This is a genomic window from Variovorax sp. P5_A3 (assembly GCF_056400665.1).
Genome location: NZ_JBFUKW010000020.1, coordinates 108,861 through 133,561 on the forward strand (window position 1 = coordinate 108,861; position 24,701 = coordinate 133,561).

The window sequence follows — 24,701 nt, forward strand, 5'->3', positions numbered from 1 at the left end:
ATTACGAGCCTGTTCGCTTCCAAGTAATTTGTGAGGTTCCCCCAACCGTCGCCTCTTTCACCTGCCACGTCTGCAGGTCGCCTCGAAGGGACAGGGGTCGCCGCATGGGGATGCCGTTGAGGTTGGGATAGGTGCTCGCCATCGCCCTCAGTACCAGCGTGCCCTCCGCCTCCAGAACGTCAAAGGTTCCGAAGACCGCCAGGCAGCCGTGCACCACCCGGCGGTTTTCTTCGTCCGTGCCCGCGATGCGCCTGCCGCTCACGAAGGTCGGCAGGTCGCGCTCGAACATCAGCACGGAGCAATGCCCGTCAGCGGCGAGCATCAGTTGTCCGAGCGGATCAGGACCGAACGGGTGCGACTCGAGCCCGTCGCGGGAGTTGACGTTGGACACCAAGGTCCAGGTGCCGAGCAGCCTCTCGCGCAGCGTCATCACAGGGCCTCCTGCTTCGAACCGCCCAGAATCTCCATCGCTGCGTCGACGATGCCTTGGTACCCTGTGCAACGACATAGGTTGCCCGACAGGGCGGCACGCACCTCCCGTTCGGTTGGGGTCCGCTCCTGCTGGCGGCTCTCGCTGATCAGTTCGGTCAAGGTCATGAGGATCCCGGGAGTGCAATAGCCGCATTGCAATCCGCCGTGCCGGGCGAGCGCAGACTGCAGCGCGCTGAGCTGTCCGTCTTCCGCAAGCCCTTCGATCGTCTCGACGCACTTTCCCTTGGCCTGCACGCCAAGCATCAGACAGGCCCGTGCGGAGGCGCCGTCCACCAGCACGGTGCAGGCGCCGCAAACTCCGTGTTCGCAGCCTACATGGGTGCCGGTCAACCCCAGTTCATGCCGGAGCACGTCCGCCAGATGCATTCGTGCTTCGACTCGGGCCGTGTGGGGCTTGCCGTTGACGACGAGTTTGATTTCGTGAAGATCAGCCATGGTTTGAATTCGTGCTGCGTTCGTAGGCGCGCTGCAGCGCGCGCTGGGTCAGGACACCTGCAAGGCGCGATCGGTACGAAGCGCTGTATTCGCCGGCGTCTTCGGCGGGCACACTGGCGGCTGCGGTCCGAGCTGCCGCAACGAGTGCGGCATCGAAGCGCCGACCGAGCGCAGCCTTTTCGACGTCGTACAAGCGCAGTGGAATCGGGGCAATGCCTCCGAGAGCCAAGGAGAGGGCGGTGACAGCGCCATGTTTGTCCAACGTCAGAATGCATGCGCACGATACGATCGCGAAATCGGCCGGTCTGCGGCTGAACTCCTCGAAAGCCGCGCCGCTGCCGGGGTCGAGCTTGGGAACCTCCACGTGCGTGAGAATCTCGCCAGGCTGGATGTTCGCCTCGAGCAGGCCCGCCGGGAATTCCGAGAACTTCAGGGTGCGCGTTCCACGCGAACTGGCGAGCATCATGGTCGCGTCAAGCGCCGCCGCCGCGACCGGGAGCTCCGCCCCTGGGTCCATGTGGCAAAGGCTTCCGCCGAACGTACCCCGGTTGCGCGTCTGCTGATGACCCACATGCTCCAGAGCGAAAGCCAGCAGAGGACATGTGCGGCGCACGAGGGCTGATTTCTCGAGCGTGCGCTGTCGCGTCATGGTGCCGATGCGCAGCACCTTGGCTTCGTCCTGGATGCCCGCGAGCTCCGAGACGCTGTTCAGGTCCACGAGAATGTCGGGGGCCAGCAGCCGCAGATTGAGCATCGGCACCAGCGATTGACCGCCCGCCAGCAGCCGATAGTTGTCGGACCCGGCGATCAGCTCCAGCACCTCCTGGATGCTCTCGGGCGCTTGGTATTGAAATCCAGCCGGCTTCACGTGCCCGATCCTTTTTGCGCCTGATCGATCAACTCTACGAGCCGGTAGGGGGTGAGCGGAAGGTCGCGGATGAATATGTCGTACTCGGACAGCGCATCTTCGACCGCGGCAATGATCGCCGCCGGTGCGCCGATAGTGCCGGCCTCGCCGGCCCCCTTGACGCCCAGTGGATTGAAGGGCGTGGGGGATTCCATGTGCTCGATCCGAATCCGGGGCACGACGTCAGCGACCGGCAGCAGGTAGTCCGCATAAGTTCCGACCAGGGGTTGGCCCTGCTCGTCGTAGCGCATCCATTCGAACAAGGTAGCGCCAATGCCGTGCGCCACGCCTCCCAGCACCTGCCCCTCGACGCCCTGAGGATTGATGATCCGGCCGCAGTCGTGAACGACCACGTAGTTGGTCAGGCAGATGAACCCTGTCTCCGGATCGATCTCAACTTCCGCGACGTGGCAACCGTTGCTGTGCGTGATGCTCGGCGCCATGAAGTCGACTGCGGCCGACAATCCCGGCTTCATGTCGGCCGGCATGGCGAAGCCTGGTACGCCGGTGAGCGCCTTCGCTACTTGGGCCAACGAGATCCTCATGTCGGAGCCGCGGACGCGCAGTTCGCCGTCCTTGAGCTCGATGTCCTCAGCGGCGGCTTCCAGGAGGCTGGCGGCCGCTTGCCTTGCCTTCTTCGCCACCTGCTGTGCAGCTTCGAATACCGCATTGCCGGCGGTCACCGCCTGACGGCTGGCGTAGGCACCCAGGCCCAGCGGGCTGGCAGTGGTGTCGCCCACGATCACACGAACCCTGTCCAGCTCAGCGTTGAAGGCTTCGGCGACGATTTGTGCCAGCATCGTCTGGGTGCCTTGGCCTTGTGCGGTTGCACCGGTGGTCACCGTGATCAGCCCGGACTCGCCGACCGTGACGCTGCCGCTTTCATAGGGGCCGCGTCCGGTACCCTCGACATAGTTGCCGATGCCCAGGCCAAGCAACCTGCCACGCGATTTTGACTCTTCGCGCCTCGCTTCAAATCCCTGGCGGGCAATCTCGAGCGCACGGCGCTGGCATTCGGGATAGTCGCCGCTGTCATAAACCATCTTGCTGCCATCGCGTGCACGCAGCGGTACCTCATAGGGCATCTGATGGGGCTGGATGAAGTTGCGCCGCCGGATCTCGTCGCGTGGTATGCGCAAGCGGGATGCCGCCCGATCCATGAGGCGCTCCATGACGAACGTCCCCTGCGAGCGACCTGCGCCACGGGTTGCAGTGCAAGGCACCTTGTTGGTCAGCGACAGCAAGATCTTCAGGTCATAGGCAGGCAGCGGATAGGGTCCAATGAGATTGGTCGCGCTGTTGTAAGGAATCGCGATGCCGTAGGGCGTATGCGCTCCGTGGTCGTGGTAGAGCACTCCCCGGATGCCCAGGATGCGACCGTCGGCATCGAAAGCGGCCTCAACATCCCATTCCTGCTCCTGCTCGATGTAGCAGGAAAGGAAGTTCTCGTACCGGTCCTCAATCCATTTGACGGGTGCGCCCAGCATCAGGGCAGCTGTGGGCACCGCCAGGTTCTCTTGGTAGAAGCCGCCCTTGGGACCGAAGCCGCCGCCGACGGCGGGCGTGACGACCCGGACCTGGGGTTCGCTCAGGCCGAGCGACTGAATCATGACCGCTCGCGCACGGTGCGGCATCTGATTCGCATCCCAGACTGTCAGCAGGTCCTGCATTTCGTCGTAGATCGCCAGGAGACAGCGCGCCTCGATGGAGTGTCCGCCGCCCTTGTGGACGTCGAAGCTTTCCTGCACGACAAAGGCCGCGCGCGAGAACGCCGCGTCGATGTCTCCGAACGCCGCGCCGGTCTCGGCGACGAGGTTGTCGGGAAAGTCATTGCGGACTCGCGGCGATCCAGGCGCCACACCGGCACGGGCCCGTGTGACAGCTGGCAGCGGGTCGTAGTCGATGAAGATCAGCGCACCGGCGTCCTCGGCCTGGGCACGAGATTCGGCAACGACCATCGCCACCGGCTCCCCGACATAGGTGAGCTCTTCGTGGGCGAGCACGCGCGGCTCGACGTCGAACCTCAGCCCCTTGGAAGGGAATGCGAGCGGAATCCTTTCTGACGTGTGACGGGCAACGAGGTCTTCGTACCGGAAGACAGCGCGTACGCCGGGCATTGCCCGGGCTTCCTCGACATCGATGGAATTCAGCTTCGCGTGCGCCACGGGGCTGCGGATGAAATGCGCATGCAGCATGCCCGGAGGATGCAGGTCATCGACGAACTTCGCGCGGCCCGTGAGCAGGGCGGCATCTTCGACTCGACGAACCTGTCGCCCGATGTGACGCGCCTCGGACAGTTCAGGAACCATGCGCAGAGCCCTCACCAAAGAAACGGTCGTGAAAAGACAGATCCTCCAGCCCTTCCTCCCGCATCCACTGAACGATTCCCTCAGCCGTCGTGAACCACACGTCCTTGAATTCACGGAAGTGGGTCAGCAGCTTGTCGAGCTGCGCGGCCATGGTCGGGCGACCTCCGACGTGCGCGTGCAGGCCGATGTGGACGACTCCCATGGGTTCGTTGTGGTAGAGGTATTCGAAGGCGTCTTTCTGGGCGTTGTACAGGCCACTGGGGTCGGCGCGCAGAACGCGGTTGTCGACAAAGTCGGTCCACGGAAACATCATGATGGAACCGGATGGGGTATTTGCCATGTAGGGCGTCGAGGTGTCCAGTGCATCGTGGGTCCAGGCGATCTTTTCGTGGACCAGGATATCGAGTGTGTTCTCGGTGTGCCCATAGATCGGAGTGGCCCAGCCGATTGGCCGATGCCCGGCCGCGCTCTCGATCGCATCCAGTGTCTTGCGGATGACTGCTCGCTCGGCGTCGGGTTGCAAATAGCGCAGCAATTCGTCCTGATGGTAGGCATGAGCAACCATCACGTGCTCGCGGTCCACGGCAGCTCGAACAAGGTCGGGGTACAGCTCTGCACTTCGGCCATTGAGCACCATGCTGCCGGGCACACCGTGTTTTTCGAGAATGCGCAATATGCGCCAAGCGCCCTCGCGTCCGCCATACTGGCTCCAATTGATACCGGCGATGTCGGTATAGCCTTCCTTCAGCGGCGAGGTTCGGGTGAAATAACTGGGCCAGCGACCGGGGGACCATGTTTCAAGCATGTAGCTCACCAGCACGGCTACCTTGGAGCCGTTCGGCCACGTCTTGTGCTTCATCGGGTATTCCTTGAGAGAGTTGAGAATCGTGTCCGCCGTCGGTACATGCCTCGATGAGGTTCACCAACGTGCCAATGTTCTCGATATCCACCTGGCAGGTATCGCCTGGTTTCATCCAGAGCTGCGGCTTGCGCAAGCCTGTCCATTCAATCGAGTTTGTATGGCGAAGCCCCGGGCTCCATCGGGCAGCTCATCTGCCGTGACGATTTCCGGCCCGACGGCCCCCGTCCGATCGAAGTTCTTTCCAAGCGTCCATTGCGGTGTGCGCAGTTGAAAGTCGCGCACGCTGGCGTCATTGATGACGGTGTAGCCGAACACATGTTCCAGCGCCTGCCCTTTGTCGACGTTGCGGGCCTTCTTTCCGATGAGGACGCCGAGTTCGCCCTCAAAATCGAGTTGATCGGAGAGGGCCGTGGCTGCGATTGGCGAGCGATGCGCTGTGAGGGAGGTGAGGACCCGGAGAAAGACCACCGGCTCCGCAGGAATCGGCGCACCGATCTCCTCCGCATGGTCCTTGTAGTTGAGTCCAATCCCGATCACCTTCGCGCCAGGGCCTACTGGTGCCAACCACCGCAAGTGATCGACGGGAAGAACGTCCACTTGCTGCGCAAGGACGCTCTGAACAGCCCTCAGACCGATTTCGCCCGCTGCGACAAGCGCCTCGAACGTTGAAAGGGCTGGAGGTAGAAGGTCGGTGAGATCCACCACACCTCGTTCCACGCGAGCGCCTATGCGAGCGCCCGCCCCATTGTCAAATTTAAGAAGTCTCACGTTCAAGTATCCATGCAGTCGGGTAATGCATGGTATGTCTGCGTTTTATCGCTGTCAAACAAGTTTATCGACAAAAGATAACTTTGACGCTAGACTCCAGTTCAGTTTGGACAATCAGGAGACCCCCTTGATGCCTCTGAAATCGATATTGCGGGCCGCGGTGATGTGCACCGTGCCTGCGCTCGTGCCTTGGCAGGCCAGTGCGCAAGGCGGCTTCCCCAGCCGACCCATTCAGATGATTACGATCCAGCCGCCGGGCACGACGACCGACCTTGTTGCGCGAGTGGTCGCCGACAAGTTGGGGCAGCGGCTCGGCACGCCGATCATCATCGTGAACAAGCCGGGCAGTGGAGGCACCATCGCAACCGACTTCGTTGCGAAATCAGTGCCCGACGGACACACGTTGCTGGTCACGAATCTGGCCATGGCGGCAAATCCTTTCCTCTTCAAGAGCCTTCCCTACGACACCCAACGTGACTTCGTCGGCGTCGGCTTGCTCGGTGAGAGTCCGTATCTGGTCATCGTCAACAACGAGCTGGGCGCTCGAACGATCAACGACTTCATTGCATATGCAAAGAAGCATCCGCGGGCGATCAACTACGCCTCGGGCGGCGTTGGAAGTGGTACGCATCTCACTTGCGCATTGCTGGCGGCAAAAGCGGGGGTCGAGCTGACCCACGTGCCTTACACGCAATCCGCAGCCATCGGTCCCGACCTGCTCTCCAACCGTGTTCAGATCATGTGTCCCCCTCCGCCATCCGCCGGTCAACTGGTGCGAGAGGGGAAGACGAGCGTGTTGGGCTCGTCCGGCCCGTCTGACATGACGGAGCCGTTCATTGCGCCGAGCATCGCTAAGGCAGCGGGCATCGATTTCGAGTCGACCAACTGGAACGGCCTGTTCGCACCGGCAAAGACACCGAAGCCGGTGCTGGACAAGCTTCAAAGCGCGCTATCGCAGGTGCTGGCCGATCCGGAGGTACAGCAGCGATTCAAGTCAATGGGAATGACGCCGAAGCCCCTCGTCGGTGAGAGCTTCAACGCTTTCGTTCGCGCAGAGGTGGCCAAGTGGGGACCGATCGTGAAGGCGACCGGCGCGAAGCTCGATTGAAATCGTGCCGGCGCGGGCCCATGCCGTCGCTGACCGCGCCCGCTTCGGTCTCGAAAGCGCGTAGGTGTTGATGGCGGCTGCCTGGCTCATTTCCGCCAGCCCGTGTCCATCACGCTGCCGTAGAACTCATGGTTGCCGGGCACGAAGATGATCGGTATGTCCGCGCCGAAGTTGCCGGGCCGCTGCGCCCAGCGGAGCGCCTTGGCCGCGGTCGCAGCGATGTCGCCCGCCAGGATCACGGCGTCGACCTCGACCCCTGGCACGCGGAAGGTGCCGCTGTCGAGGTGCAGGTCTGATAGGACGAGGGAGCTTCATGTGGTTATCAGCTTACGGGAGGCGCTCCCGATCGCCCTAGGGTAGAGCGGGGCCTGGCTCGCCGATGGCGAGGTGATCACCGGGTTCGGCTTTGTGAATGACCCGATCCCCGGCATGCTCGATCGCCCGACGCTGGTTGAGTTCGTGGAGAACATGGTCGAGATGGATCTAGCCGAGGACTCGATTGTCGGAGTCGCAGCCAGAAGTCACGGCGGGACGGTGCTCGCGCCCCCCCTCCCGAGTCTTTGCCCATCCTGAGACAGATGAATCGGCCAGCCAAACGCGACCCGGGCCGTGTCCTGAATCTGATTGCCTTGGTGGTAGGTTCCCACCGGGTTGACCGCCATTCCTGCGAACCTTTTTGACGAGAATGGCCTTGCCCTCCATGACCGGCTTCGAGGCCATCCGATCAGACGCCCATCGACGTGTTGATTCAAGCTCACAGCAACCCCAACGAAAACCACGGAAGGATCGCGATTGCGGCGAGTCCCGCGATCAAGACCGCAAGGTAGCCCCAGATGGGGCGCATGCCTTCGTCTGGATTCACGCGTCCGATGGCGCAAGCCGCGTAGTAGCCAACGCCGAATGGGGGCGCGAAAAGCCCGATGCCCATTGCGATCACCACGACGATCGCATAGTGCACCTCATGGATTCCTACTGCACGTGCAATGGGGAAAAGCAGGGGGCCAAAGAGGACGATAGCGGGGATGCCTTCCAGAACGCTTCCCAGCACGATGAAGATGGCGATGGAGATCGCCATGAAGGTCGCCGCACCGCCCGGAAGCGTCTTGACCGCGGCGGCGAGTTGCTGAGAGAAGCCCGATTGGGTAAGCGACCATGCCATCGCGGTCGCCGTCCCGATGATGAACAAGATCGCACCGGATAGGCTCGCTGCATCGGCGAGCAGACGAACTGCTTCCTTGACGTCGAACTGCCTGTAGAAGCAAACACCTACCAGGATGCAGTACACGACGCCGAGCGTCGACACTTCTGTGGCGGTTGCCATCCCGTTCACGACCGCGGCGCGGATGACAAACGGCAGGAGGAGCCCCGGCAATGCAATCAGGAGAGATCGAACGACGACTTTCCGGTTGGCGCGAATGACATGGGCCAGGTTGTCGTGGCGGCAACGCCAGGCAACCACTGACCCCAGCGCAACCATCAGCACGACGGCGGGCACGAGACCGCCAGTGAAGAGCGCCGCGATGGAGACGCCCGTCACCGATCCCACGGTGATCAGGACCAGGCTCGGAGGGATGGTCTCCGACATCGCCCCTGCGGACGCGAGTAGCGCGACCAGTTCGCCCGGTTTGGCGCCCCGCTCCTTCATCTCGGGGAACAGTGCCGGTGCTACTGCGGCCATGTCGGCCGCCTTGGATCCCGAGATGCCCGAAACCAAGTACATCGCAAGCAGCAGAACATATGAAAGGCCTCCCCGGAGATGTCCGACCATGTTGGCCAGGAAGCCGATCATTGCTTTCGCGACGCCCGTGATGCCGAGAAGACCGCCCAGGTAGATGAACAGTGGCACAGCAAGTAGCACGACGTGCGACATGCCTTCGTCCATGCGGCCGACGGCCACCGACAAAGGTACCGTGGTGCCGCGGGTCAGGTAGGCAAGGGTACCCAGCCCAAACGCGACGCCGATGGGGATGCCAGCGAGGACGGCAGCGCCCACGAGAGCAACGAAGTACACAAGGAGATTGAAGTTTCCAAGGTGGGTAAGAAACGGCCCTGCGAGTGCCAGCAGCCCCGCCGCCACGAGCACGCTGCCGGCGACCAGCGCGCTCATGATCCAGCTTTCTGTCTGAGCCACCTTGCCGATGCAGACCTGAAGCATCAGCACTATGCCGACTGGAAGTGCCATTGCCCGCCAGGCATTGGAGATTTCCATGGCCGGAGTCGTGATGGCCCCTTCCTCGATCGCGTACTCGAACGCTGGCCAAGCCAGTCCCGCCAAAAAGATGACCGGAGCGACGAGTGCGAGGCATTCGAGCATGCGTTGCACCCGCGGCGAACTGCGTGTCACGATGGCGGTCATGCGCATATGCTCGCCGCGCCGGAACGCCGTCACGGACCCCAGCATTGCAAGCCACATGAAGAGCAGGGAGGCGAGTTCGTCGGTCCATGTCAGCGGCTGATACAGCGCGTAGCGGAATATCACGCCGCCCAGCAGCACAGCGATCTCGACGGCGACAAGCAAAGCTGCCGTCCATTCAACGGCGACTCCGATGAAATGGTCACATCGATCCGCTCCACGGAGCCAGCGGTTTGTCGACTGCCTCGCTGGGCGAGGCCTGCTGTGGGAGAGAATTTCAGCCTGCATGGATCAGCCCAGCTTGCCCGAGTACTTTTCGAGGACCGCCCAGGCCTCCGGTCCGAACTTGCTCTTCCATTCGCCGTAGAAGTTGCCCTTGACGAGGGCATCCTGGAACAGGGTCACGTTGGGCTGGTTGAAAACCAGTCCCTTTTGGGTCAAGTCACGTTGCACACGCGCATTCAACAGCGCGAGGTCTGCCCGCTGGTCGACGGCCGCGATGTCGAAGTTCTTGCGCGCAATCTTCTGCAGATCAGGCGGCAGCGACTCGAACATCTTTTTGTTTGCCAGAAGCCACAGTCCGTCCCACATGTGATTCGTCAGAGAGCAATACTTCTGCACCTCGTAAAACTTGTTCGATTCAATCAAACCGAGCGGGGTCTCCTGAGCATCAACTACCTTGGTCTGCAGCGCGCTATAGAGCTCCGAGAAGCTCACCATCGTTGGCGCGGCGCCAAGAATCTTGAACATGGAGGTCCACAACGGTCCGGGCGGGACCCTCAGCTTGAGGCCGACCATGTCTGCGGGCGTCTGGATCGGCTTGACGTTGGATGTGATCGGGCGAAAACCATTGTCGAAGATCTTGTCCATCGCGATGATGTTGGTCTTCGCAATCTGATCGCGGACGTACTTTCCCAAATCGCCGTCCATCGCCCTCCAGACGACGTCATAGTCCTTGAACGCAAAGCCTACGCCGTTGATGGCGGCCGGGGGTACCAAGGTCGAAAGCACGACGCCTGAAAGAGTGACAAACTCGAGACCGCCGCTTCGCAACTGCGACAACGAGTCGGAATCGCTGCCCATCTGATTGCTGGGAAAGACCTGTACGACCAGCCTACCGTTGGATTCCTTCGCGATGCGATCGGACGCCTCGTTCAGTCGCAGGTTCAACGGATGGGTCGCGGGCAGAGGGGTGCCGAGCTTGTATGTGAAGTCCGCGGCTTTTGCGAATGGTGCGACTCCAATGGCGGAGAGACCTCCTGCAATGCCGGCGAACTTGATGACCGAACGGCGTGAAGTGGAATGGATCATGTGTGTCTCTGTTGGATTGAAATATGAACACGCGGATGTGAAGTAGAACCGACGAGATGCGGTGTTTGGCGCGACGCCATGCCGACCACGGGCGAAGTTGATCGTCCTGGATTCAGGGGTCAGGCTTCGTTTCCAGCATCGAACGCCGATTCGACATGGCCAGGAAGAAGGTCGAGAGAGATGGATGTTCGGATTTCCAGTCAAGGTCTGGCATTCGGTACTCGAGCCATCCGAGCGCGCATGCTGCGGCGATTGCGTCGAGCGCGATCGACTCGCTCACAACGGGCGGATCGGACGCGAGGGCTCTGAGACCTTGCAGAATCTTGCCGTGTTGGGCTTCGAGCCAAGCCGGCCATCGAAGGTCGGCCGGACGCAACACGAGTTCGTACCGCTGCAGGAGACCGGCGTCGAGTATTCCGTCAGCGAGCGCGTGCCTGCGCAGCGACTTCCATCGCGGAGCGGCATCGAATGAGGGCGTGCCGGACGCCGGCGCCAGCGCGGTGAGGTAGTCGAGGATCACACGGCTGTCGAAGAGTGCCTCGCCGTCCACAGTGATCAGCGTCGGAATCTTCGAAAGCGGGTTGACCAAGGTCAACCCGGCATCGGGCGCTGTCGGTGTTGTGTGGACTGTGACCTCCTCGACGGAGTCGGCGATTCCGAGTTCTCGGATCAGCACACGCACCTTCCGTGCGAACGGCGATGGCGCGGCGTAGTAGAGCTTCATCTTTACCTTCATGGTGATCAATCGGCCGTCTTTTGGATCCTGGCTCAATCAGATGCTCCGCTGCATGACGGCGTCGAAGTTCGTCACCGGCGGGAATGCTTCCTTGTCGACCAGGGCATGGATGACCGTCGGACCGTCGGCGTTCAATGCGGTCCTCACCGCGCTTCGCAACGTATCGCGGTTGGTAGCGGTCATGCCACTGGCACCCAGGGCCTTTGCAGCGAGGGCGAAGTCGACTGCGGTGAAGTCGTTGGCCTCGGCAACGACGTTTCCGTTCCAGCGGTACTTCTGCTCGTGGTACTCGAAGGCCAACGAGAGGTTGTCCATGATGATGATCACGAGTGGGCTCTTGTAGCGGACAGCAGTCTCGATGTCGGCAAGGTGATAGCCGGCGCCACCGTCGCCCGTGATGCAGACGACCTTTTCCTTGCGTGCCATCTGGACGCCGATCGATGCCGGAAGCGCCCAGCCGAGGGAGCCGACAGCACGGAAATAGGCGTTCTGGCGTTCGACAGGAAAAAGGACTCCCGTCCAGGCTGCCATGTAGCCAGTATCGGCAACGAGGGTGATTTCTTTCGCAAACTTGCCGATCTCATCGATCACGACAAGCGGGGAAAGATGCGTTGCGTTGCTGGCTTTCTCGATCTGGTTGGACAGATAGCTGCGCCACCCTTCAGTGGAAGCCGCGCATGCTTTGAACCACGCCTCGCTCTCAACCGTTCCGGATGCCTCGAACAACGCCCTCAGTGCGGGTGCGACGGCGCGGATGTCCGCATTGATCGCCAGGTCTGGCTGGTAGCGACCGATGAACGACGTGTCTTCGTGATCGACCTGAATAAGAATCGCGTCTCTGCGCGGGATGGTGTAGCCGTTCGTCGCGAGCCCGCCAAGACGGGTTCCGAGCGCGAGTACGCAGTCGGCGTCGGCAAGCAGTTTGTTGGCGGTCACGGCCGAGTACCGTCCAACGACACCACAGTAGTTGGGGTGTGCCGTCAGTATCGACGGCTTGCCTCCCATGGTCACCACGATGGGAATACCGGCGGCCTTGGCCATTGCGCTCACTTCATCGCCTGCGTTGGCGAATCGCACGCCTTCTCCAACCAAAATGACCGGCGACTTCGCCTTGCGAAGCGCGTCCGCAATCTGTTCGACTGCGGGGACGCGCCCTGGCGGGGACGAGATAGCGTCGAGCTGGCCCTTGGAGGGCGTCGGGACAACCTTGGCGCCGAAATAGTTCTTGGGAACGTCCAAGTGCGTAGGGCCAGCGGATTTGGCCTGTGCGCTTTCCAGGCCCTGGCGCACCAACCTTGCAACCTGTTGCGGCTCAGTGGCCTTGCCGTTCCACTTGGTCACCGGACCGAACATCGTGTACTGGTCGATGTCCTGGTACTCAGCCGCATGCATGGCATCGGTCGCAGTCGCGCCTGTCAATGCGAAGACGGGGGACTGGGCCCAGTGGGCATCGGCCAGAGCAGCGGCCACATTCGCTGCTCCTGGTCCCGCCTGTCCATATGTCGCCGCTGCCTTACCTGTGGCGCGGGCGTACCCGTCTGCCATGTACACGGCGCTGGCTTCGCTTCGCCCAACAATCATCTTGATTCCGGCATCTCGTAGCGCGATCCACAGCGGCTGGTCGCCGCCCGTTAGCAGGAAGAGCCGGTCGATTCCTGCAGCCTTGAAAGTCCTGGCGATCTCGGCGGCGACGGTCGGTTCGTTTGTTGAATTCATGAAGAGGTCTCTCGGTTGATAGGGGAAAACGAGGAAGCATCGTTATCAATATGACCGTCGTACTGTAATATAGTAGTACGGAGATTGGACGTCTCATTAACACAGGAGAAACCCGAATGAAGAAGTACGAGATGTGGGTCAACAACACGTGGATGAAACCCGCAAGCGGCGAATGGTTCGACTCCATGGACCCCTACACCGGTGAGACGTGGGCCTCGATCCCTCGCGGCAACTCGGAGGACGCGGACGCTGCCGTGCAGGCCGCTCACAAGGCTTTCACCACGGGCGAGTGGCCGAAGCTCAACGCCACCCAGCGTGGCGCGCTGCTTCGGAAACTGGGCGACCTGATCGCCAAGAACGCGAAGCATCTGGCGGAGACCGAGGTGTATGACAACGGCAAGCTCATCTCGGAGATGCAAGGCCAGCTCAACTACGTGTCGCAGTGGTACTACTACTTCGGCGGCCTGGCTGACAAGATCGAAGGCTCGGTCATTCCTATCGACAAGCCGAACATGCTGACTTACACAAAGCATGAGCCGCTGGGCGTCGTAAGCTGCATCATTCCGTGGAACTCCCCGCTGATGCTGGTGGCATGGAAGCTTGCACCCGCGCTGGCTGCCGGAAACACCGTCGTGCTGAAGCCGTCGGAGTACACCTCTGCATCCTTGCTCGAGATGGCGCCCCTTTTTGCCGAGGCAGGGTTCCCTCCTGGCGTCATCAACGTCGTGACCGGATACGGCGGGGAAGTCGGCATGCCGCTGGTTGTGCATCCCAAAGTGGCGAAGGTCGCGTTCACAGGGTCCGACGCGACAGGGCAGAAGATCTACCAGGGCGCGGCGGCCGGCATCAAGCGGGTCAGTCTTGAGCTTGGAGGCAAGTCGCCGAACATCGTCTTCGACGATGCCAACATCGACAACGCCGTCAACGGCGCTGTTGCAGGGATCTTTGCCGCGGCCGGCCAGGCCTGCATCGCAGGTTCTCGCCTACTGGTGCAGCGCTCGATCCACGACCAGTTCGTGGAGAGGCTCGTGACCATGGCCAAGAACGTGAAGATGGGCAATCCACAACTACATGACACGCAACTCGGACCGGTTGCGAACAAGCCGCAATACGACAAGGTCATGAGCTATTTCGATGTGGGCAGGGCAGACGGCGCAACGCTCGCGTTCGGTGGCACCCGCGCCGACAGGGCGGGCACCGAAAAGGGTCTGTTCGTCGAGCCGACCATCTTCACGGGCGTCAACAACAACATGCGCATTGCACGCGAGGAGGTCTTCGGGCCCATCGCATCGATCATCCCCTTCGACGAGGAAGACGAAGCCCTGGCGATCGGCAACGACACTGACTATGGATTGGCTGCCGGCGTCTGGACGCAAAGCATGCGGCGCATGAAGTACATGAGCGACAACCTGAAAGCCGGCATGGTGTGGGTCAACACCTACCGTGCAGTGAGTTTTCTCTCTCCGTTCGGCGGCTTCAAGCGCAGCGGGGTTGGGCGCGAGAATGGGCAAGAAGCCATTCGAGAGTACACGCAGACCAAGGCTGTGTGGGTGAGCACCGGAGACGAACCCTATCCCTTCGTGCTGCGCTAACGGCTGCCGCGTGCGTAGAAGTGATGGTGCGGCGGCAGAAGTCGCATCATCACATTACACTATATGATTGTCATATAGTATGAGAGAACTGTGGAAGATACGCTCGCTCTGAAAGTGGCAGTTGCGGAGGCCGCTCCCCTGCGAAAGCTGGTCGCCGACAACATTCGTAACGCCATCATCTCCGGGAAGTTTGCGCCAGGGGTGCGCCTGAAGGAGCATGAACTCGTCAGCTGGACCGGCGTCAGCCGAACAGTGGTGCGCGAGGCTCTGCGCCAGTTGGAAGCCGAGGGCGTGGTGGCGAATATCCCCAACAAGGGCCCGGTGGTGGCCTCTGTGACTCCGGAGGAAGCGCGTTGCCACTACGAAGTCCGGGCATCGCTCGAATCCTTGGTCGCTCGCGCCGCTGCAGAGAACATCACCAAGGAGACCACCGCTCGCCTCAAGCAGATCTCTGCTGACTTGAAGAAGAGCTTCGACCGCGGCAGCGTTGAGCAGATGCTGAAGGTGAAGAACGAGCTCGACGAGCTGCTCTTGTCGATGTCCAACAATGCTCTGCTTGTCGGCTTCCTGCAGCTTATCCATGCCAGGCTGGCCTATCTGCGCCCCTTGGTGCTCAAGCAAGGCGATCGTCTTCGCGAGAACGTTGACGAAATTGGGGCCCTCATCGATGCCATCATTGCTGGAGAGTCGAAGAAGGCAGCGAAGGCAGCATTGACTCACGTTCAACGCGGCGCAGAAGCGACCTTGGAGCTGTTGAACTCCGACGCGTCGACCGGGAAGTAGTACTGACTGGGCTTGCCCTTTCATTGAGGCGAAGCCTGCGCGGTCTGCCCGAGCACAAGACCGGAATACCAGAGCGCCCGCAGCGCTTGATTGATCGCCTAGCAGCCGATGATGCTTCGAGCGCATCGGCGGAGCGCCGCCTCGGGCGTCCAATGGCGGAGGCCCCAATCCGTGGGTTTGGTCCCGTTTGCTTCACAAGTCACAGGCGGGCTAAGACGTCCTTCATCAAGGCGAAACGGTTCGGTGCGCAACCAAACCTTCCGCAGCTACCCTGCGGAGCGCTGACAGGAAAGAGCCAAGAGTCCTTGACGCCAACGCCTTCCTGACCTTGACGCTCTCCCTCCCTCCGCCATGCCGGCGGTGTTGAACCGCTATTTCACTTTGGCCCGCGCCTCACTGGATTCAGTGGCGCCAGCATGGCTCCCACTTGGGATCGACAGAACCACTACTCACGGGCGCTCGGTGTGCATGACCCCGGTGGGAAATGAGTGTTCGGGTGCGTCCTCCCCTTCGAAATCTCAGTCGTAGGGAAAACGAGCAATCTCGGAGTACTGTACTACTCTAATATAGTACGACAGGATTCGGAAACGCTATAGGAGACCCAAAGTGAAGCAAATCAATCTACGAAACCCGCTCGTGCTGGGATTGCTGACAGCTGTCATGATGATGGGATGCGCCAGCCCTGGTTCCAAGGGGCCGGTGATCGCGCTGAAGGGCGCGACCATGATCGATGGCACAGGGGCGCCGCCAGTGCCGAATGCAACCATCGTGATTGCTGACGGGAAAGTGCTCGCCGCGGGTGCCAATGTCAGCATCCCGTCCGGAGCGCGCGTGATCGACGTCGCCGGCAAGACCATCATCCCCGGCCTCATCACAAATCACGCACATCTCGGCATCGTCCAGGGCACGCAATCAAAGCCTGAGAACTACAACCGTGAATTCATCGTCAGTCAGCTGAAGCAGTTCGAGTCGCTCGGAGTGACCACGGTCACGTCCTTGGGCATGAATGGACCGTTGTTCTACGAGATCCGAACAGACCTCATCCAAGGCAAGCTCGCAGGCTCCGACATCTTCGGTGCGGACCGCGGTATCGGCGTCGAAGGAGGCGCTCCACCGGCGGCCATTGTCACGATCGCGGCGAACCAGATCTCTCGTCCCAAGACGCCAGAGGAGGCGCGAGCGGCGGTCGCAGAGATGAATGCGCGAGGCACGGACTTGGTGAAGGTTTGGCTGGATGATTTCGGCAAATCCCTGCCGACGAAGGTGGCACCTACTATCTATGCGGCCGTGGTGGACGAATCTCACAAGCGCAACCTGCGCGTCGCAGCACACATTCACGATATGGATGACGCGAAGGCGATCCTCGGAGTCGGGGGCGACATCGTTGCACACGGGGTACGTGATAAATCTGTTGACGCGGAGTTCATTGCGCTCATGAAGCAGCGCAATGCCTGGTACATCGCGACTCTGGCGTTGGACGACTCGAACTTCATCTTCGCAGATCGGCCTGAGGTTGCCACGGACCCGTTGGTTTCACCCTGGATTCATCCTCAGTTGAAGGCCCTGATCTCCGATCCAGCGTGGCAGGCGCGGGTGAAGGCAGCCCCTGGAGCCGCCAACGCTCGGCGCGACTTGGCGATGGGCCAGGCGAACCTTGTTGCGGTTTACAAGGCCGGGATTCCTGTGGGCTTCGGCTCCGACTCTGGCGTCGGACTTCGCGTCCCAGGCATTGCCGAACACCGCGAGCTCGCGCTGATGGTGGATGCAGGCTTGACCCCGCTCCAATCATTGACCATAGCCACGTCCAACGCAGCACGCCTACTCAAACTCGAAGATCGCGGCTCGATCCAGCCAGGAAAGAGAGCGGACCTGGTGGTGCTTGATGCGGATCCCCTGCAAGACATCAAGAACACGCTTCGAATCAACTCCGTGTGGCATCGGGGTGTACAAGTGCAGCACAACTGAGTTCCAACCATGAACACCTCAATCAAGCGCGCTCTGGCCAGCGCGGCGGCTGTCCTCCTGACGGCTTCGACGGCCTCTCAAGCTGCTGATTTGTTTCCCACGAAGCCCGTTCGCATCGTGGTTCCCTTTGCGCCCGGCGGTACCTCTGACAGCCTGGCCCGTGTGCTCGGTCAAAAGCTGAGCGATCTCTGGGGACAACCTGTCCTGGTCGAGAACAAGGCTGGAGCCGACGGCAATGTCGGCGCCGACTATGTGGCCAGGTCGCCCGGTGACGGCTACACGTTGATGCTGCTGGACATTGGGACGCTGACCATGGCTCCCGTGTTCTACTCGAAACTCAGCTTCGACCCCTTGAAGGATTTTGCGCCGGTCACGCTGATCCAGTTCTCGCCTCACGCGCTGGTTGTGACGAACTCGCTCGAAGTTAAGAACGTGGCTGATGTGGTCGCCTTCTCGAAGGCGAACCCGGGTAAGTTGAATTTCGCTGCCTCGAACAATTCAGCTCGTCTGGCGGGTGCACAGTTTCAGCTTGCAACCGGCACCGATATGCTGCAAATCCCCTACAAGGGTGCCGGAGCGGCAATGACCGCCGTGATCGGTGGGGAGGCCAACATCACGCTCAACGGTCTGTTCATTGCCAGTCCGCACATCAAGGGCGGAAAGGTCAAGCCGATTGCTGTCGCCAGCCAGAAGCGGATGCCATCGGTCCCCGAGATTCCAACACTGATTGAACTTGGCGTAGCGAACTTCGTGACGGGCTCGTGGCAGGGATTGCTGGCCCCGGCAAGCACGCCTCGCAACGTGGTCTTGAAGATCAACGCCGACTTGGCGAAGGTACTTGCAGTGCCTGAGGTGCGCGATCGTCTGGTGGAGCAGGGCGCTGAAGTCATCTCGAGCACGCCAGAGGAGTTCGGCAAGCTTCTTCGGGAGCAGACCGCCACCTTCGTGGGTGTCGCCAGGGCCAGCAATATCAAGCCGGAATAGTTCGCTGCCTTGCTCAAGGTGTGGCGCGGCGACAAGACACCTCGCTGCTGGAAGTTGGTGGCACTCTATGCGTCGCCAATCAACATGCTGAATGCAATCTGGGCCGTCCGAGGCGTTGCCCTCGTGGCCGGCCGGGCCTTGCCTTGTTAGCCTTCGCCTGCGGCCGCTTCGACCAGTCCGGAGGTGGCAGCCAGCACCTCCTCGAAGGTTGCCATGGCCACACAGGGCACATCGAATCCGCGGAGCGTTCGGAAGTGGCAGTTGCCGAGATCGACGGCAAGGCATACATCATCGGCGACTACAACGGTGCCACTGAGCTCTTGGGCTATTACCTCGTCAAGGACGCCTGGAGCAAGGCGGCCCATTCCCTTATGCAGTGCACCATACAAGCGCCGTGGGCGTGGCAAGCAAGATTTACGTCTTTGGCGGCTACGTCAACAACTGGGAGGCGACCGACTCGGTATGGCGATACGACCCCGCGGTCGACCGCTGGGAGAAGAGGGAGCCCATACCGACCGCAAGGGCTGCCGCGGGTACAGCCCTCCTCGGCGGCAAAGTGCATCTTGTGAGCGAAAGCGGATCCGGCCGAAGCAATTCTTCAGCTCCGCGCCTCGGCGTGCACACGAGATGACAGGCGAGCTTGCAGTCGCAATCCGCCTGCGGCCGATCCTGTCGTCCGGGGAACTGCTGGCACCTGCATCGGCTTTGATCATGAACGCGGTTCCGCCGGGTATGCGCGCCTACCCGGCGAAGCAGGGTCGCTGTTGGACGTGGGCGGCAAGGTGATGGACAGCTCTTGGATGCACGGCAGGCGGAAGCCGCCGTGGGACGTTTCTTATTGGCACTGCAAGGCTGTAGACATGGCTGCGCGCCGTTGAGGCGCATAACTCAGGAGGACACGATGGAATATCGGATGGTGGGTTCGTCGGACTTGAAGGTTTCGGTGCTGAGCCTCGGGACGGCAACTTTTGGCGGCAGCAACGCCTTTTTTAAGGCTTGGGGCGAAACCGACGTTGCAGAGGCGACGCGCCTGGTGGACGTTGCTATCGAAGCGGGTGTGAACCTGTTCGATAGTGCGGACGTCTACTCCGATGGCCAGGCAGAAGCGATTCTGGGCAAGGCTATCGCCGGACGCCGGGATGATCTGCTCATTTCGACCAAGGCCGCGATGCGCACGGGCCCTGGCCCGGACGACGTGGGTTCTAGTCGCAAGCATCTGGTTGCCGCCTGCGAGGCCAGCCTTCGACGGTTGGGAACCGATCGCATCGACCTCTGGCAGATGCATGCGTTCGACGCGCTTACGCCGATCGAGGAGACCCTGCGAGCCCTCGATGATCTCGTGCGCGCCGGCAAGGTGCGCTACGTGGGCTGTTCCAACTACTCGGGCTGGCACTTGATGAAGGCCCTTGGCATTGCCAACAGCGAAGGGCTGCCGCGCTACGTCGCGCACCAGGCCTACTACTCGCTGCTCGCACGCGAGTACGAGTGGGAGTTGATGCCACTGGGCGTGGATCAAGGCGTGGGCGCGGTCGTGTGGAGTCCCCTCTCCGGCGGCCGCCTGAGCGGCAAGATCGCACGAGACAGTCCTGCCCCGGAAGGCAGTCGGACTGCCGCGCAAGGCGGGTTCGGCTCCGGATTGCCGGTGGCCCAGTTCTACGACGTCGTCGATGTTCTACGCGCCATTGCCGGAGAAGTGGATCGCACCGTGTCCGAGGTGGCCCTCAACTGGCTCTTGCAAAGGCCGACCGTATCGACGTTGGTCATCGGTGCGCGCAACGAGGCCCAACTGCGAGCCAATCTCGGTGCGGCAGATTTCCGGTTGTCAGAGGAACAGATCGCGCGGCTCGATGCTGTGAGCAACCGTGAGCAGATCTATCCGTACTGGCACCAGCGCGTCACCTTCGCCGATCGAAACCCGCCTGCCGTCTGACCCCTAGCCCTTGATATTTCTTCAAGGCAGGTAAGCGTTTCAGACTTGTAACGCTCGACTTCTTGGGTTCGAGGGTAAACGCGCATATGGCCAGCTGGGAATCGCACTACATTGATGATTGATCAAACATCAATGGAGCGATATGAGCAAGGTCATCATCACCTGCGCGGTCACAGGCGCGATCCACACGCCGTCGATGTCGCCCTATCTGCCGGTTACACCGGACGAAATCATCGAGGCCTCGGTCGGGGCGGCAGAGGCCGGCGCAGCAATCATTCACCTGCATGCCCGCGATCCAGTGACCGGAAAGCCGGACCAAAGTCCGGAGGCCTTCGGCAAGTTTCTTCCGCAGATCAAGGCCAGGACCGACGCGGTGCTGAATCTGACAAGCGGTGGGTCGCCCTACATGACGATCGAAGAACGCATCCAGCCTTCGATGCGCTTCGCGCCGGAGGTTGCCTCCCTCAACATGGGATCGATGAACTTCGCGCTCTTCCCAATGCTCGAGCGGTTCACTGAATTCAAGCATGCATGGGAACGGGAAGCGCTGGAGGGCAGCCGTGACCTGATCTTCCGCAATACCTTCAAGGACATCGAATATGCGCTGGCGAAATGCGCCGCCAACAACACGCGCTTCGAATTCGAATGCTACGACGTCAGTCACCTCTACAACCTCGCGCACTTCGCCGAGCGCGGTTTGGTCAAGGCGCCGTTCTTCGTCCAGACGGTGTTCGGAATTTTGGGCGGAATCGGGACACATCCGGAGGACGTGTCTCACATGAAGCGAACAGCCGATCGCCTGTTCGGCAAAGACTACCGTTGGTCCGTGCTTGGTGCGGGCAAGCATCAACTTCGCATTGCGGCCATGTCGGCGAGCATGGGGGGCAATGTTCGTGTCGGCCTCGAAGACAGCCTGTGGCTTGGCCGCGGGAAACTTGCCGAGAGCAATGCCGCGCAGGTTCGTCAGGTCCGCGAGATCATCGAAGGACTTGGCCTCGAGGTGGCGAGCCCCTCCGAGGCGCGGGAGATCTTGCAGTTGAAAGGCGCTGAGAACGTCAAGTTCTGAGCGAACTCCATGCATTTCCCCAGGACCTCCTCCCACGAGCAAATCTGCTCACCTGCAGCAGCGGTCAGAGTGAAGTTGCCCCGCGCCTTCCTTGGTGTCGCCCTCGCCCTTCTTGTTGGTGTGTACGGTGCAGCTGCCGTCGCTCAGGAATTTCCGACGCGCCCGATCAAGATGGTCGTTCCTTTCGGCGCAGGCACAACGACCGACATCGTCGCACGCAGCACCGCAGAAGCGATGAGCAAACTGCTGACGCAAACGATCGTGGTCGAGAATCGAGCAGGCGGTGGTGGTGTGATCGGTTCCGCCGCGGTCGCCAAAGCGCCTGCGGATGGCTACACGCTGGTGATGGGCACGGCCAGCACACACGGCATCAATCCTTCCTTGTACAAGAATCTTTCATACGATGTGATGAAGGACTTCGCGCCGGTAGGCTTCGTCGGGTACACGCCGAACCTCCTTATCGTGTCTGCGACGTCACCATTCAAAAATCTGGACGACCTGAAGGCGGCGGCTGCCAAGCCTCCGGGCATCAGCTTCGCTTCGGCTGGCACCGGGACGACGGGCCATCTGGCTTCGGAACTGCTGAAAACCAAGCTCGGTGGCCAGATGGTGCATGTGCCATACAAGGAAGGCGGCCAGGCGCTGACGGACGTGATGGGCGGTCAGGCACAGTTCATGTTCTATCACCCTGCGGCCGTGATGCCGCACGTCAAGGCCGGACGCTTGCGTGCATTGGGACTTTCCAGCGCAACCAAGAGCTCGGCGGCGCCGGGCGTGGTTCCCATCGCGCAGCAGGGCTACCCCGATTTCGATCTGGTTTCCTGGTTCATGGTGTATGCGCCAGCAGCGACGCCGCCAGCCGTGCTGGCCAGACTGCGCGCGGCGGCGGCTTCAGCGGTGAAAACACCGGAGGTGGCGGAGAAGTTCGCAGGACAAGGAATCGAGACGCGGGCCATGTCGGCGCACGAGATGACCACATTCAATCAGGGTGAGCTCTCCAAGTGGGGTGCTGTCGTGCAGAGATCCGGCGCGACCGCGGATTGAGGAGGAGAAGCCGCATGCCAACCATCGCACTAGTGTCCGCTGAACTCTCGGAACCCAAGGAACTGATCGAGGCCATTCGCTTGCGTCGGGGCGGCACGCTCTCAAATCTCGATCGCCTGTTGCTGAACAGTCCGGAACTCGCCTCGGGGTGGAACACTTTTCTTGGCGCGGTGCGACAGCGCCTGTCGTTGCCAGACAAGCTGCGCGAACTTGCGATTTGTGCAGTTGCCATGTTGAACAAGGCAGACTACGAATTCTTGCACCATGCGCCTGTATTCCTGGCCGCGGGCGGAACACAGCAGGAGCTCGAAGCATTGAGCGACGTGCCAGCAGCCGCTGCCAATGGCCCAGTGTTCAACGCTGCCGAGCGCGCCGTCCTTCAGCTGGCGTACGAAATGACGCTGCTCGTCGCTGTCGCACCGGCTACCCTGCAGGCGGCGAGCAGCGCTTTGCCGAACACGCAGATGCTTGTTGAACTGACCGCGGTCATCGCTGCCTACAACATGGTTTCACGAATGATCGTGGTGTCGGCGCTGTCGATTGAGGAGTCGTGACTACATCCTTCCCAGTGCTGAGGCCCGTCGAAAGCGTCACGCTGCGCGATCAAGTCGTCCAAACGGTGCGTCGAGCTCTCATGAATGGCCACATGCAGCCTGGTCAGGTCGTGACCGTCAAGGCGATCTCTGCGATGGTGGGCTCGAGCGTGATGCCCGCGCGCGAAGCGATGACGCAACTGATCGCGGAAGGCGCGCTCGAGCTTCGGTCGAACCGATCGGTCATCGTGCCTGTGATTACGCGAGCCGAATTTGACGAGGTGACGGAGCTGCGTTGCCACATCGAGGGATTGGCAGCGCATCATGCGCTGGCTGCTCTAGATTCAGTGCAACTCCTCCGGCTCGAGCACCATGAGGCTGGCATGCGCTCAGCCGCGGTCTCAGGTGACAGAGACGCCTACCTCAACAGCAATTTCGAGTTCCATTTCGGGATGTACCGTGCCGGCGCAAGCCCCTTCGTGCTTTCCATCGTGGAGAAGCTGTGGATGCGAGTCGGCCCGTTGATAGGACAGACCTTCAACGAGCAGGGATTCTCTGACTCGAGCGATCAACACGGTCGAATCGTCAGTGCGATCAAGGTGGGAGACGCCAGAGCGTTGCGTGCAGCCGTCCAAGATGACATCGAAGCCGCCGCGCGGATGATTCGCGCTCGCAACTTTGAGGTGGATCTGCCCGGCGTTGTCACGCGCGCCGGAGCAGCATGACAGAACGTTCCATCAATCGCGTGGGATCCCCGTGACTGTGACGGGGGAGGGGGCACGCGTGGCGCGCTTGAAGATTGATGGCGAAACGCCGGTGTGCTCCTTGAAAAAGCGCGAGAAATTTCCCGGCGCGGAAAACCCGAGGTCCAGCGCGACGTTCGTCAGTTCGCTGCCTTCGCTCACGCGCCGCATCGCTTCTTCGACCCGCACTCCGCTCCAAAAAACCTGAGGCGTCGTGCGCAGTTGATCCCTGAACAGGGCAAACAGTCGCGCCCTGGAAAGGCCGACCTTCGCCGCGATTTCGTCGATGGTGGTTTTTTCCGAAACGTTGGCGCGCATGTGCGAGATGGCGCTGCGCAGACGGTGGTCCAACATGCCGCCCACCATATCCGGCGGGCTCGTCGCATCGCCGGTCGTGGACGCCGCGATTGCAGCTTCCAGAAGCCGTTCAACCTCGTCGTCGATGGCTTGCCGCGAGGAACCGGCAGAAATGATCAGGTCCAGCACGCGCCAGCACGACCGGCGCATCGCGGCGCTGATGGGTACATGCGGCGAAGGGAACTGGAAGCTGCGCGCCTTCGATTCACCCAAGTCATCCAGCCATGCCTTCTTGAGCATGAAAACGATAAACAGGCAGGAACTGGTGTCATCCAACCGCACCATGTCATGCGCTTGGAACGCGTTGACGCCAAGCGCCATGTTCTCGCTGTAAGCAACGACGTCAGAACCGACATGAGCACGCGCGCGCGCGCCGCCGAGCCAAAGCGCAAGCTGTGTTTCCGAATGTGCGTGCGACACCAAGTTGGCCCGCGCTTCCAGAACGATCGCGGTGCCGAACGCACCCTCGTGGAGTGCGTAAGCCTCCTGCATGTGAACCCCGAATTTTGTCCAGACAGGCGCCCATTGTTCCCCTGCGAAGCGCCTTTGGAAGGTGGAACTCGGGTAAGTCCTTAGTACTTGGGAAGACTCTTCGATACGCCGCTGGATCGCCTGATAAGCGCGAATTCGACCAAATTCCTAAAGTCTCCCCATGCGCCGCGATCACTCAAAAGTCGGGGCGCGGTAGCCGAGAAACCACCAAACCG

Annotated in this window: 23 protein-coding genes; 11 read left to right on the forward strand and 12 right to left on the reverse strand. The window is 61.3% G+C overall.

Translation table 11 applies throughout. The features are described from left to right. Position 1: 1 nt before the first annotated feature. From AC1D3B_RS25725 to AC1D3B_RS25750, 6 genes are all read right to left on the reverse strand, one after another. Positions 2 to 430, reverse strand: coding sequence for a lipocalin-like domain-containing protein (locus tag AC1D3B_RS25725; protein ID WP_478193504.1), 429 nt, complete (start codon positions 428 to 430; stop codon positions 2 to 4). Next, positions 430 to 927, reverse strand: coding sequence for a (2Fe-2S)-binding protein (locus tag AC1D3B_RS25730; protein WP_478193505.1), 498 nt, complete (start codon positions 925 to 927; stop codon positions 430 to 432). The genes AC1D3B_RS25725 and AC1D3B_RS25730 overlap by 1 nt, the downstream gene beginning before the upstream one ends. Continuing rightward, positions 920 to 1,795 carry an FAD binding domain-containing protein gene (locus AC1D3B_RS25735; RefSeq protein WP_478193506.1) on the reverse strand — a complete coding sequence of 292 codons (876 nt, stop codon included), beginning with the start codon at positions 1,793 to 1,795 and terminating at the stop codon, positions 920 to 922. Before AC1D3B_RS25735 ends, AC1D3B_RS25730 begins: the two co-directional genes overlap by 8 nt. Further along, the gene (locus AC1D3B_RS25740; protein ID WP_478193507.1) at positions 1,792 to 4,143 is read right to left on the reverse strand and encodes a xanthine dehydrogenase family protein molybdopterin-binding subunit; all 2,352 of its coding nucleotides are present in this window, start codon (positions 4,141 to 4,143) and stop codon (positions 1,792 to 1,794) included. Before AC1D3B_RS25740 ends, AC1D3B_RS25735 begins: the two co-directional genes overlap by 4 nt. Beyond that, complete coding sequence (locus tag AC1D3B_RS25745; RefSeq protein ID WP_478193508.1) at positions 4,133 to 5,002, reverse strand: polysaccharide deacetylase family protein; 870 nt, start codon at positions 5,000 to 5,002, stop codon at positions 4,133 to 4,135. Before AC1D3B_RS25745 ends, AC1D3B_RS25740 begins: the two co-directional genes overlap by 11 nt. 111 nt (positions 5,003 to 5,113) lie before the next feature. Next, a complete protein-coding gene (locus tag AC1D3B_RS25750) occupies positions 5,114 to 5,707 on the reverse strand; it encodes a fumarylacetoacetate hydrolase family protein (RefSeq protein ID WP_478193509.1) in 594 nt (197 codons plus the stop codon). A gap of 100 nt (positions 5,708 to 5,807) precedes the next feature. Between AC1D3B_RS25750 and AC1D3B_RS25755 the strand changes: the two genes are divergently transcribed. After that, a complete protein-coding gene (locus tag AC1D3B_RS25755) occupies positions 5,808 to 6,881 on the forward strand; it encodes a Bug family tripartite tricarboxylate transporter substrate binding protein (protein WP_478193510.1) in 1,074 nt (357 codons plus the stop codon). Positions 6,882 to 6,967: 86 nt separating this feature from the next. On the opposite strand, the gene AC1D3B_RS25760 is transcribed toward AC1D3B_RS25755, so the two are convergent. The 5 genes from AC1D3B_RS25760 to AC1D3B_RS25780 all read right to left on the reverse strand — a co-directional run bounded on the left by AC1D3B_RS25760 (position 6,968) and on the right by AC1D3B_RS25780 (position 12,997). Further along, complete coding sequence (locus tag AC1D3B_RS25760) at positions 6,968 to 7,144, reverse strand: metallophosphoesterase (protein WP_478193511.1); 177 nt, start codon at positions 7,142 to 7,144, stop codon at positions 6,968 to 6,970. 491 nt (positions 7,145 to 7,635) lie between these two features. Beyond that, entirely contained in the window at positions 7,636 to 9,522 is a 1,887-nt protein-coding gene (locus AC1D3B_RS25765) for a TRAP transporter large permease (RefSeq protein ID WP_478193512.1), read from the reverse strand. A 3-nt stretch (positions 9,523 to 9,525) separates the two neighbouring features. Continuing rightward, positions 9,526 to 10,749 (reverse strand): TRAP transporter substrate-binding protein, encoded by a 1,224-nt coding sequence (locus AC1D3B_RS25770; RefSeq protein ID WP_478193513.1) that lies wholly within the window; start codon positions 10,747 to 10,749, stop codon positions 9,526 to 9,528. Further along, a complete protein-coding gene (locus AC1D3B_RS25775) occupies positions 10,658 to 11,281 on the reverse strand; it encodes a glutathione S-transferase N-terminal domain-containing protein (protein ID WP_478193514.1) in 624 nt (207 codons plus the stop codon). Before AC1D3B_RS25775 ends, AC1D3B_RS25770 begins: the two co-directional genes overlap by 92 nt. Positions 11,282 to 11,317: 36 nt before the next feature. Continuing rightward, positions 11,318 to 12,997 (reverse strand): thiamine pyrophosphate-binding protein, encoded by a 1,680-nt coding sequence (locus AC1D3B_RS25780; RefSeq protein ID WP_478193515.1) that lies wholly within the window; start codon positions 12,995 to 12,997, stop codon positions 11,318 to 11,320. A gap of 116 nt (positions 12,998 to 13,113) precedes the next feature. Here AC1D3B_RS25780 and AC1D3B_RS25785 point away from each other — a divergent pair, with 116 nt between their 5' ends. From AC1D3B_RS25785 to AC1D3B_RS25830, 10 genes are all read left to right on the forward strand, one after another. Next, positions 13,114 to 14,589 (forward strand): aldehyde dehydrogenase, encoded by a 1,476-nt coding sequence (locus AC1D3B_RS25785; protein ID WP_478193516.1) that lies wholly within the window; start codon positions 13,114 to 13,116, stop codon positions 14,587 to 14,589. 90 nt (positions 14,590 to 14,679) lie between these two features. Next, positions 14,680 to 15,372 carry a GntR family transcriptional regulator gene (locus AC1D3B_RS25790; protein ID WP_478193517.1) on the forward strand — a complete coding sequence of 231 codons (693 nt, stop codon included), beginning with the start codon at positions 14,680 to 14,682 and terminating at the stop codon, positions 15,370 to 15,372. A gap of 606 nt (positions 15,373 to 15,978) precedes the next feature. Further along, positions 15,979 to 17,337: an amidohydrolase family protein gene (locus AC1D3B_RS25795; RefSeq protein ID WP_478193518.1), complete on the forward strand. Its 1,359-nt coding sequence runs from the start codon at positions 15,979 to 15,981 to the stop codon at positions 17,335 to 17,337. Positions 17,338 to 17,346: 9 nt separating this feature from the next. After that, entirely contained in the window at positions 17,347 to 18,321 is a 975-nt protein-coding gene (locus AC1D3B_RS25800) for a Bug family tripartite tricarboxylate transporter substrate binding protein (protein ID WP_478193519.1), read from the forward strand. Between the two features lie 376 nt (positions 18,322 to 18,697). After that, positions 18,698 to 18,952 carry a hypothetical protein gene (locus tag AC1D3B_RS25805; protein WP_478193520.1) on the forward strand — a complete coding sequence of 85 codons (255 nt, stop codon included), beginning with the start codon at positions 18,698 to 18,700 and terminating at the stop codon, positions 18,950 to 18,952. Between the two features lie 270 nt (positions 18,953 to 19,222). After that, the gene (locus AC1D3B_RS25810) at positions 19,223 to 20,251 is read left to right on the forward strand and encodes an aldo/keto reductase (RefSeq protein ID WP_478193570.1); all 1,029 of its coding nucleotides are present in this window, start codon (positions 19,223 to 19,225) and stop codon (positions 20,249 to 20,251) included. A 142-nt stretch (positions 20,252 to 20,393) separates the two neighbouring features. After that, positions 20,394 to 21,317 carry a 3,5-dioxohexanoate:acetyl-CoA acetone transferase gene (gene kce, locus AC1D3B_RS25815; RefSeq protein ID WP_478193521.1) on the forward strand — a complete coding sequence of 308 codons (924 nt, stop codon included), beginning with the start codon at positions 20,394 to 20,396 and terminating at the stop codon, positions 21,315 to 21,317. A gap of 9 nt (positions 21,318 to 21,326) precedes the next feature. Beyond that, entirely contained in the window at positions 21,327 to 22,361 is a 1,035-nt protein-coding gene (locus AC1D3B_RS25820) for a Bug family tripartite tricarboxylate transporter substrate binding protein (RefSeq protein ID WP_478193522.1), read from the forward strand. A 14-nt stretch (positions 22,362 to 22,375) separates the two neighbouring features. Beyond that, entirely contained in the window at positions 22,376 to 22,915 is a 540-nt protein-coding gene (locus AC1D3B_RS25825; RefSeq protein ID WP_478193523.1) for a carboxymuconolactone decarboxylase family protein, read from the forward strand. Positions 22,916 to 22,929: 14 nt separating this feature from the next. After that, positions 22,930 to 23,619 (forward strand): GntR family transcriptional regulator, encoded by a 690-nt coding sequence (locus AC1D3B_RS25830; RefSeq protein ID WP_478193571.1) that lies wholly within the window; start codon positions 22,930 to 22,932, stop codon positions 23,617 to 23,619. 12 nt (positions 23,620 to 23,631) lie between these two features. On the opposite strand, the gene AC1D3B_RS25835 is transcribed toward AC1D3B_RS25830, so the two are convergent. Beyond that, positions 23,632 to 24,486 carry a helix-turn-helix domain-containing protein gene (locus AC1D3B_RS25835; protein ID WP_478193524.1) on the reverse strand — a complete coding sequence of 285 codons (855 nt, stop codon included), beginning with the start codon at positions 24,484 to 24,486 and terminating at the stop codon, positions 23,632 to 23,634. Between the last annotated feature and the right edge of the window lie 215 nt (positions 24,487 to 24,701).

Bases quoted from the DNA above. Each gene is read 5' to 3' on its own strand.
- AC1D3B_RS25775 (WP_478193514.1), bottom strand. From the start codon at position 11,281: ATGAAGGTAAAGATGAAGCTCTACTACGCCGCGCCATCGCCGTTCGCA.
- AC1D3B_RS25820 (WP_478193522.1), top strand. From the start codon at position 21,327: ATGCATTTCCCCAGGACCTCCTCCCACGAGCAAATCTGCTCACCTGCA.
- AC1D3B_RS25765 (WP_478193512.1), bottom strand. From the start codon at position 9,522: ATGCAGGCTGAAATTCTCTCCCACAGCAGGCCTCGCCCAGCGAGGCAG.
- AC1D3B_RS25730 (WP_478193505.1), bottom strand. From the start codon at position 927: ATGGCTGATCTTCACGAAATCAAACTCGTCGTCAACGGCAAGCCCCAC.
- AC1D3B_RS25780 (WP_478193515.1), bottom strand. From the start codon at position 12,997: ATGAATTCAACAAACGAACCGACCGTCGCCGCCGAGATCGCCAGGACT.
- AC1D3B_RS25740 (WP_478193507.1), bottom strand. From the start codon at position 4,143: ATGGTTCCTGAACTGTCCGAGGCGCGTCACATCGGGCGACAGGTTCGT.
- AC1D3B_RS25785 (WP_478193516.1), top strand. From the start codon at position 13,114: ATGAAGAAGTACGAGATGTGGGTCAACAACACGTGGATGAAACCCGCA.
- AC1D3B_RS25755 (WP_478193510.1), top strand. From the start codon at position 5,808: ATGTCTGCGTTTTATCGCTGTCAAACAAGTTTATCGACAAAAGATAAC.
- AC1D3B_RS25800 (WP_478193519.1), top strand. From the start codon at position 17,347: ATGAACACCTCAATCAAGCGCGCTCTGGCCAGCGCGGCGGCTGTCCTC.
- AC1D3B_RS25725 (WP_478193504.1), bottom strand. From the start codon at position 430: ATGACGCTGCGCGAGAGGCTGCTCGGCACCTGGACCTTGGTGTCCAAC.
- kce (WP_478193521.1), top strand. From the start codon at position 20,394: ATGAGCAAGGTCATCATCACCTGCGCGGTCACAGGCGCGATCCACACG.
- AC1D3B_RS25825 (WP_478193523.1), top strand. From the start codon at position 22,376: ATGCCAACCATCGCACTAGTGTCCGCTGAACTCTCGGAACCCAAGGAA.
- AC1D3B_RS25810 (WP_478193570.1), top strand. From the start codon at position 19,223: ATGGAATATCGGATGGTGGGTTCGTCGGACTTGAAGGTTTCGGTGCTG.
- AC1D3B_RS25835 (WP_478193524.1), bottom strand. From the start codon at position 24,486: ATGCAGGAGGCTTACGCACTCCACGAGGGTGCGTTCGGCACCGCGATC.
- AC1D3B_RS25745 (WP_478193508.1), bottom strand. From the start codon at position 5,002: ATGAAGCACAAGACGTGGCCGAACGGCTCCAAGGTAGCCGTGCTGGTG.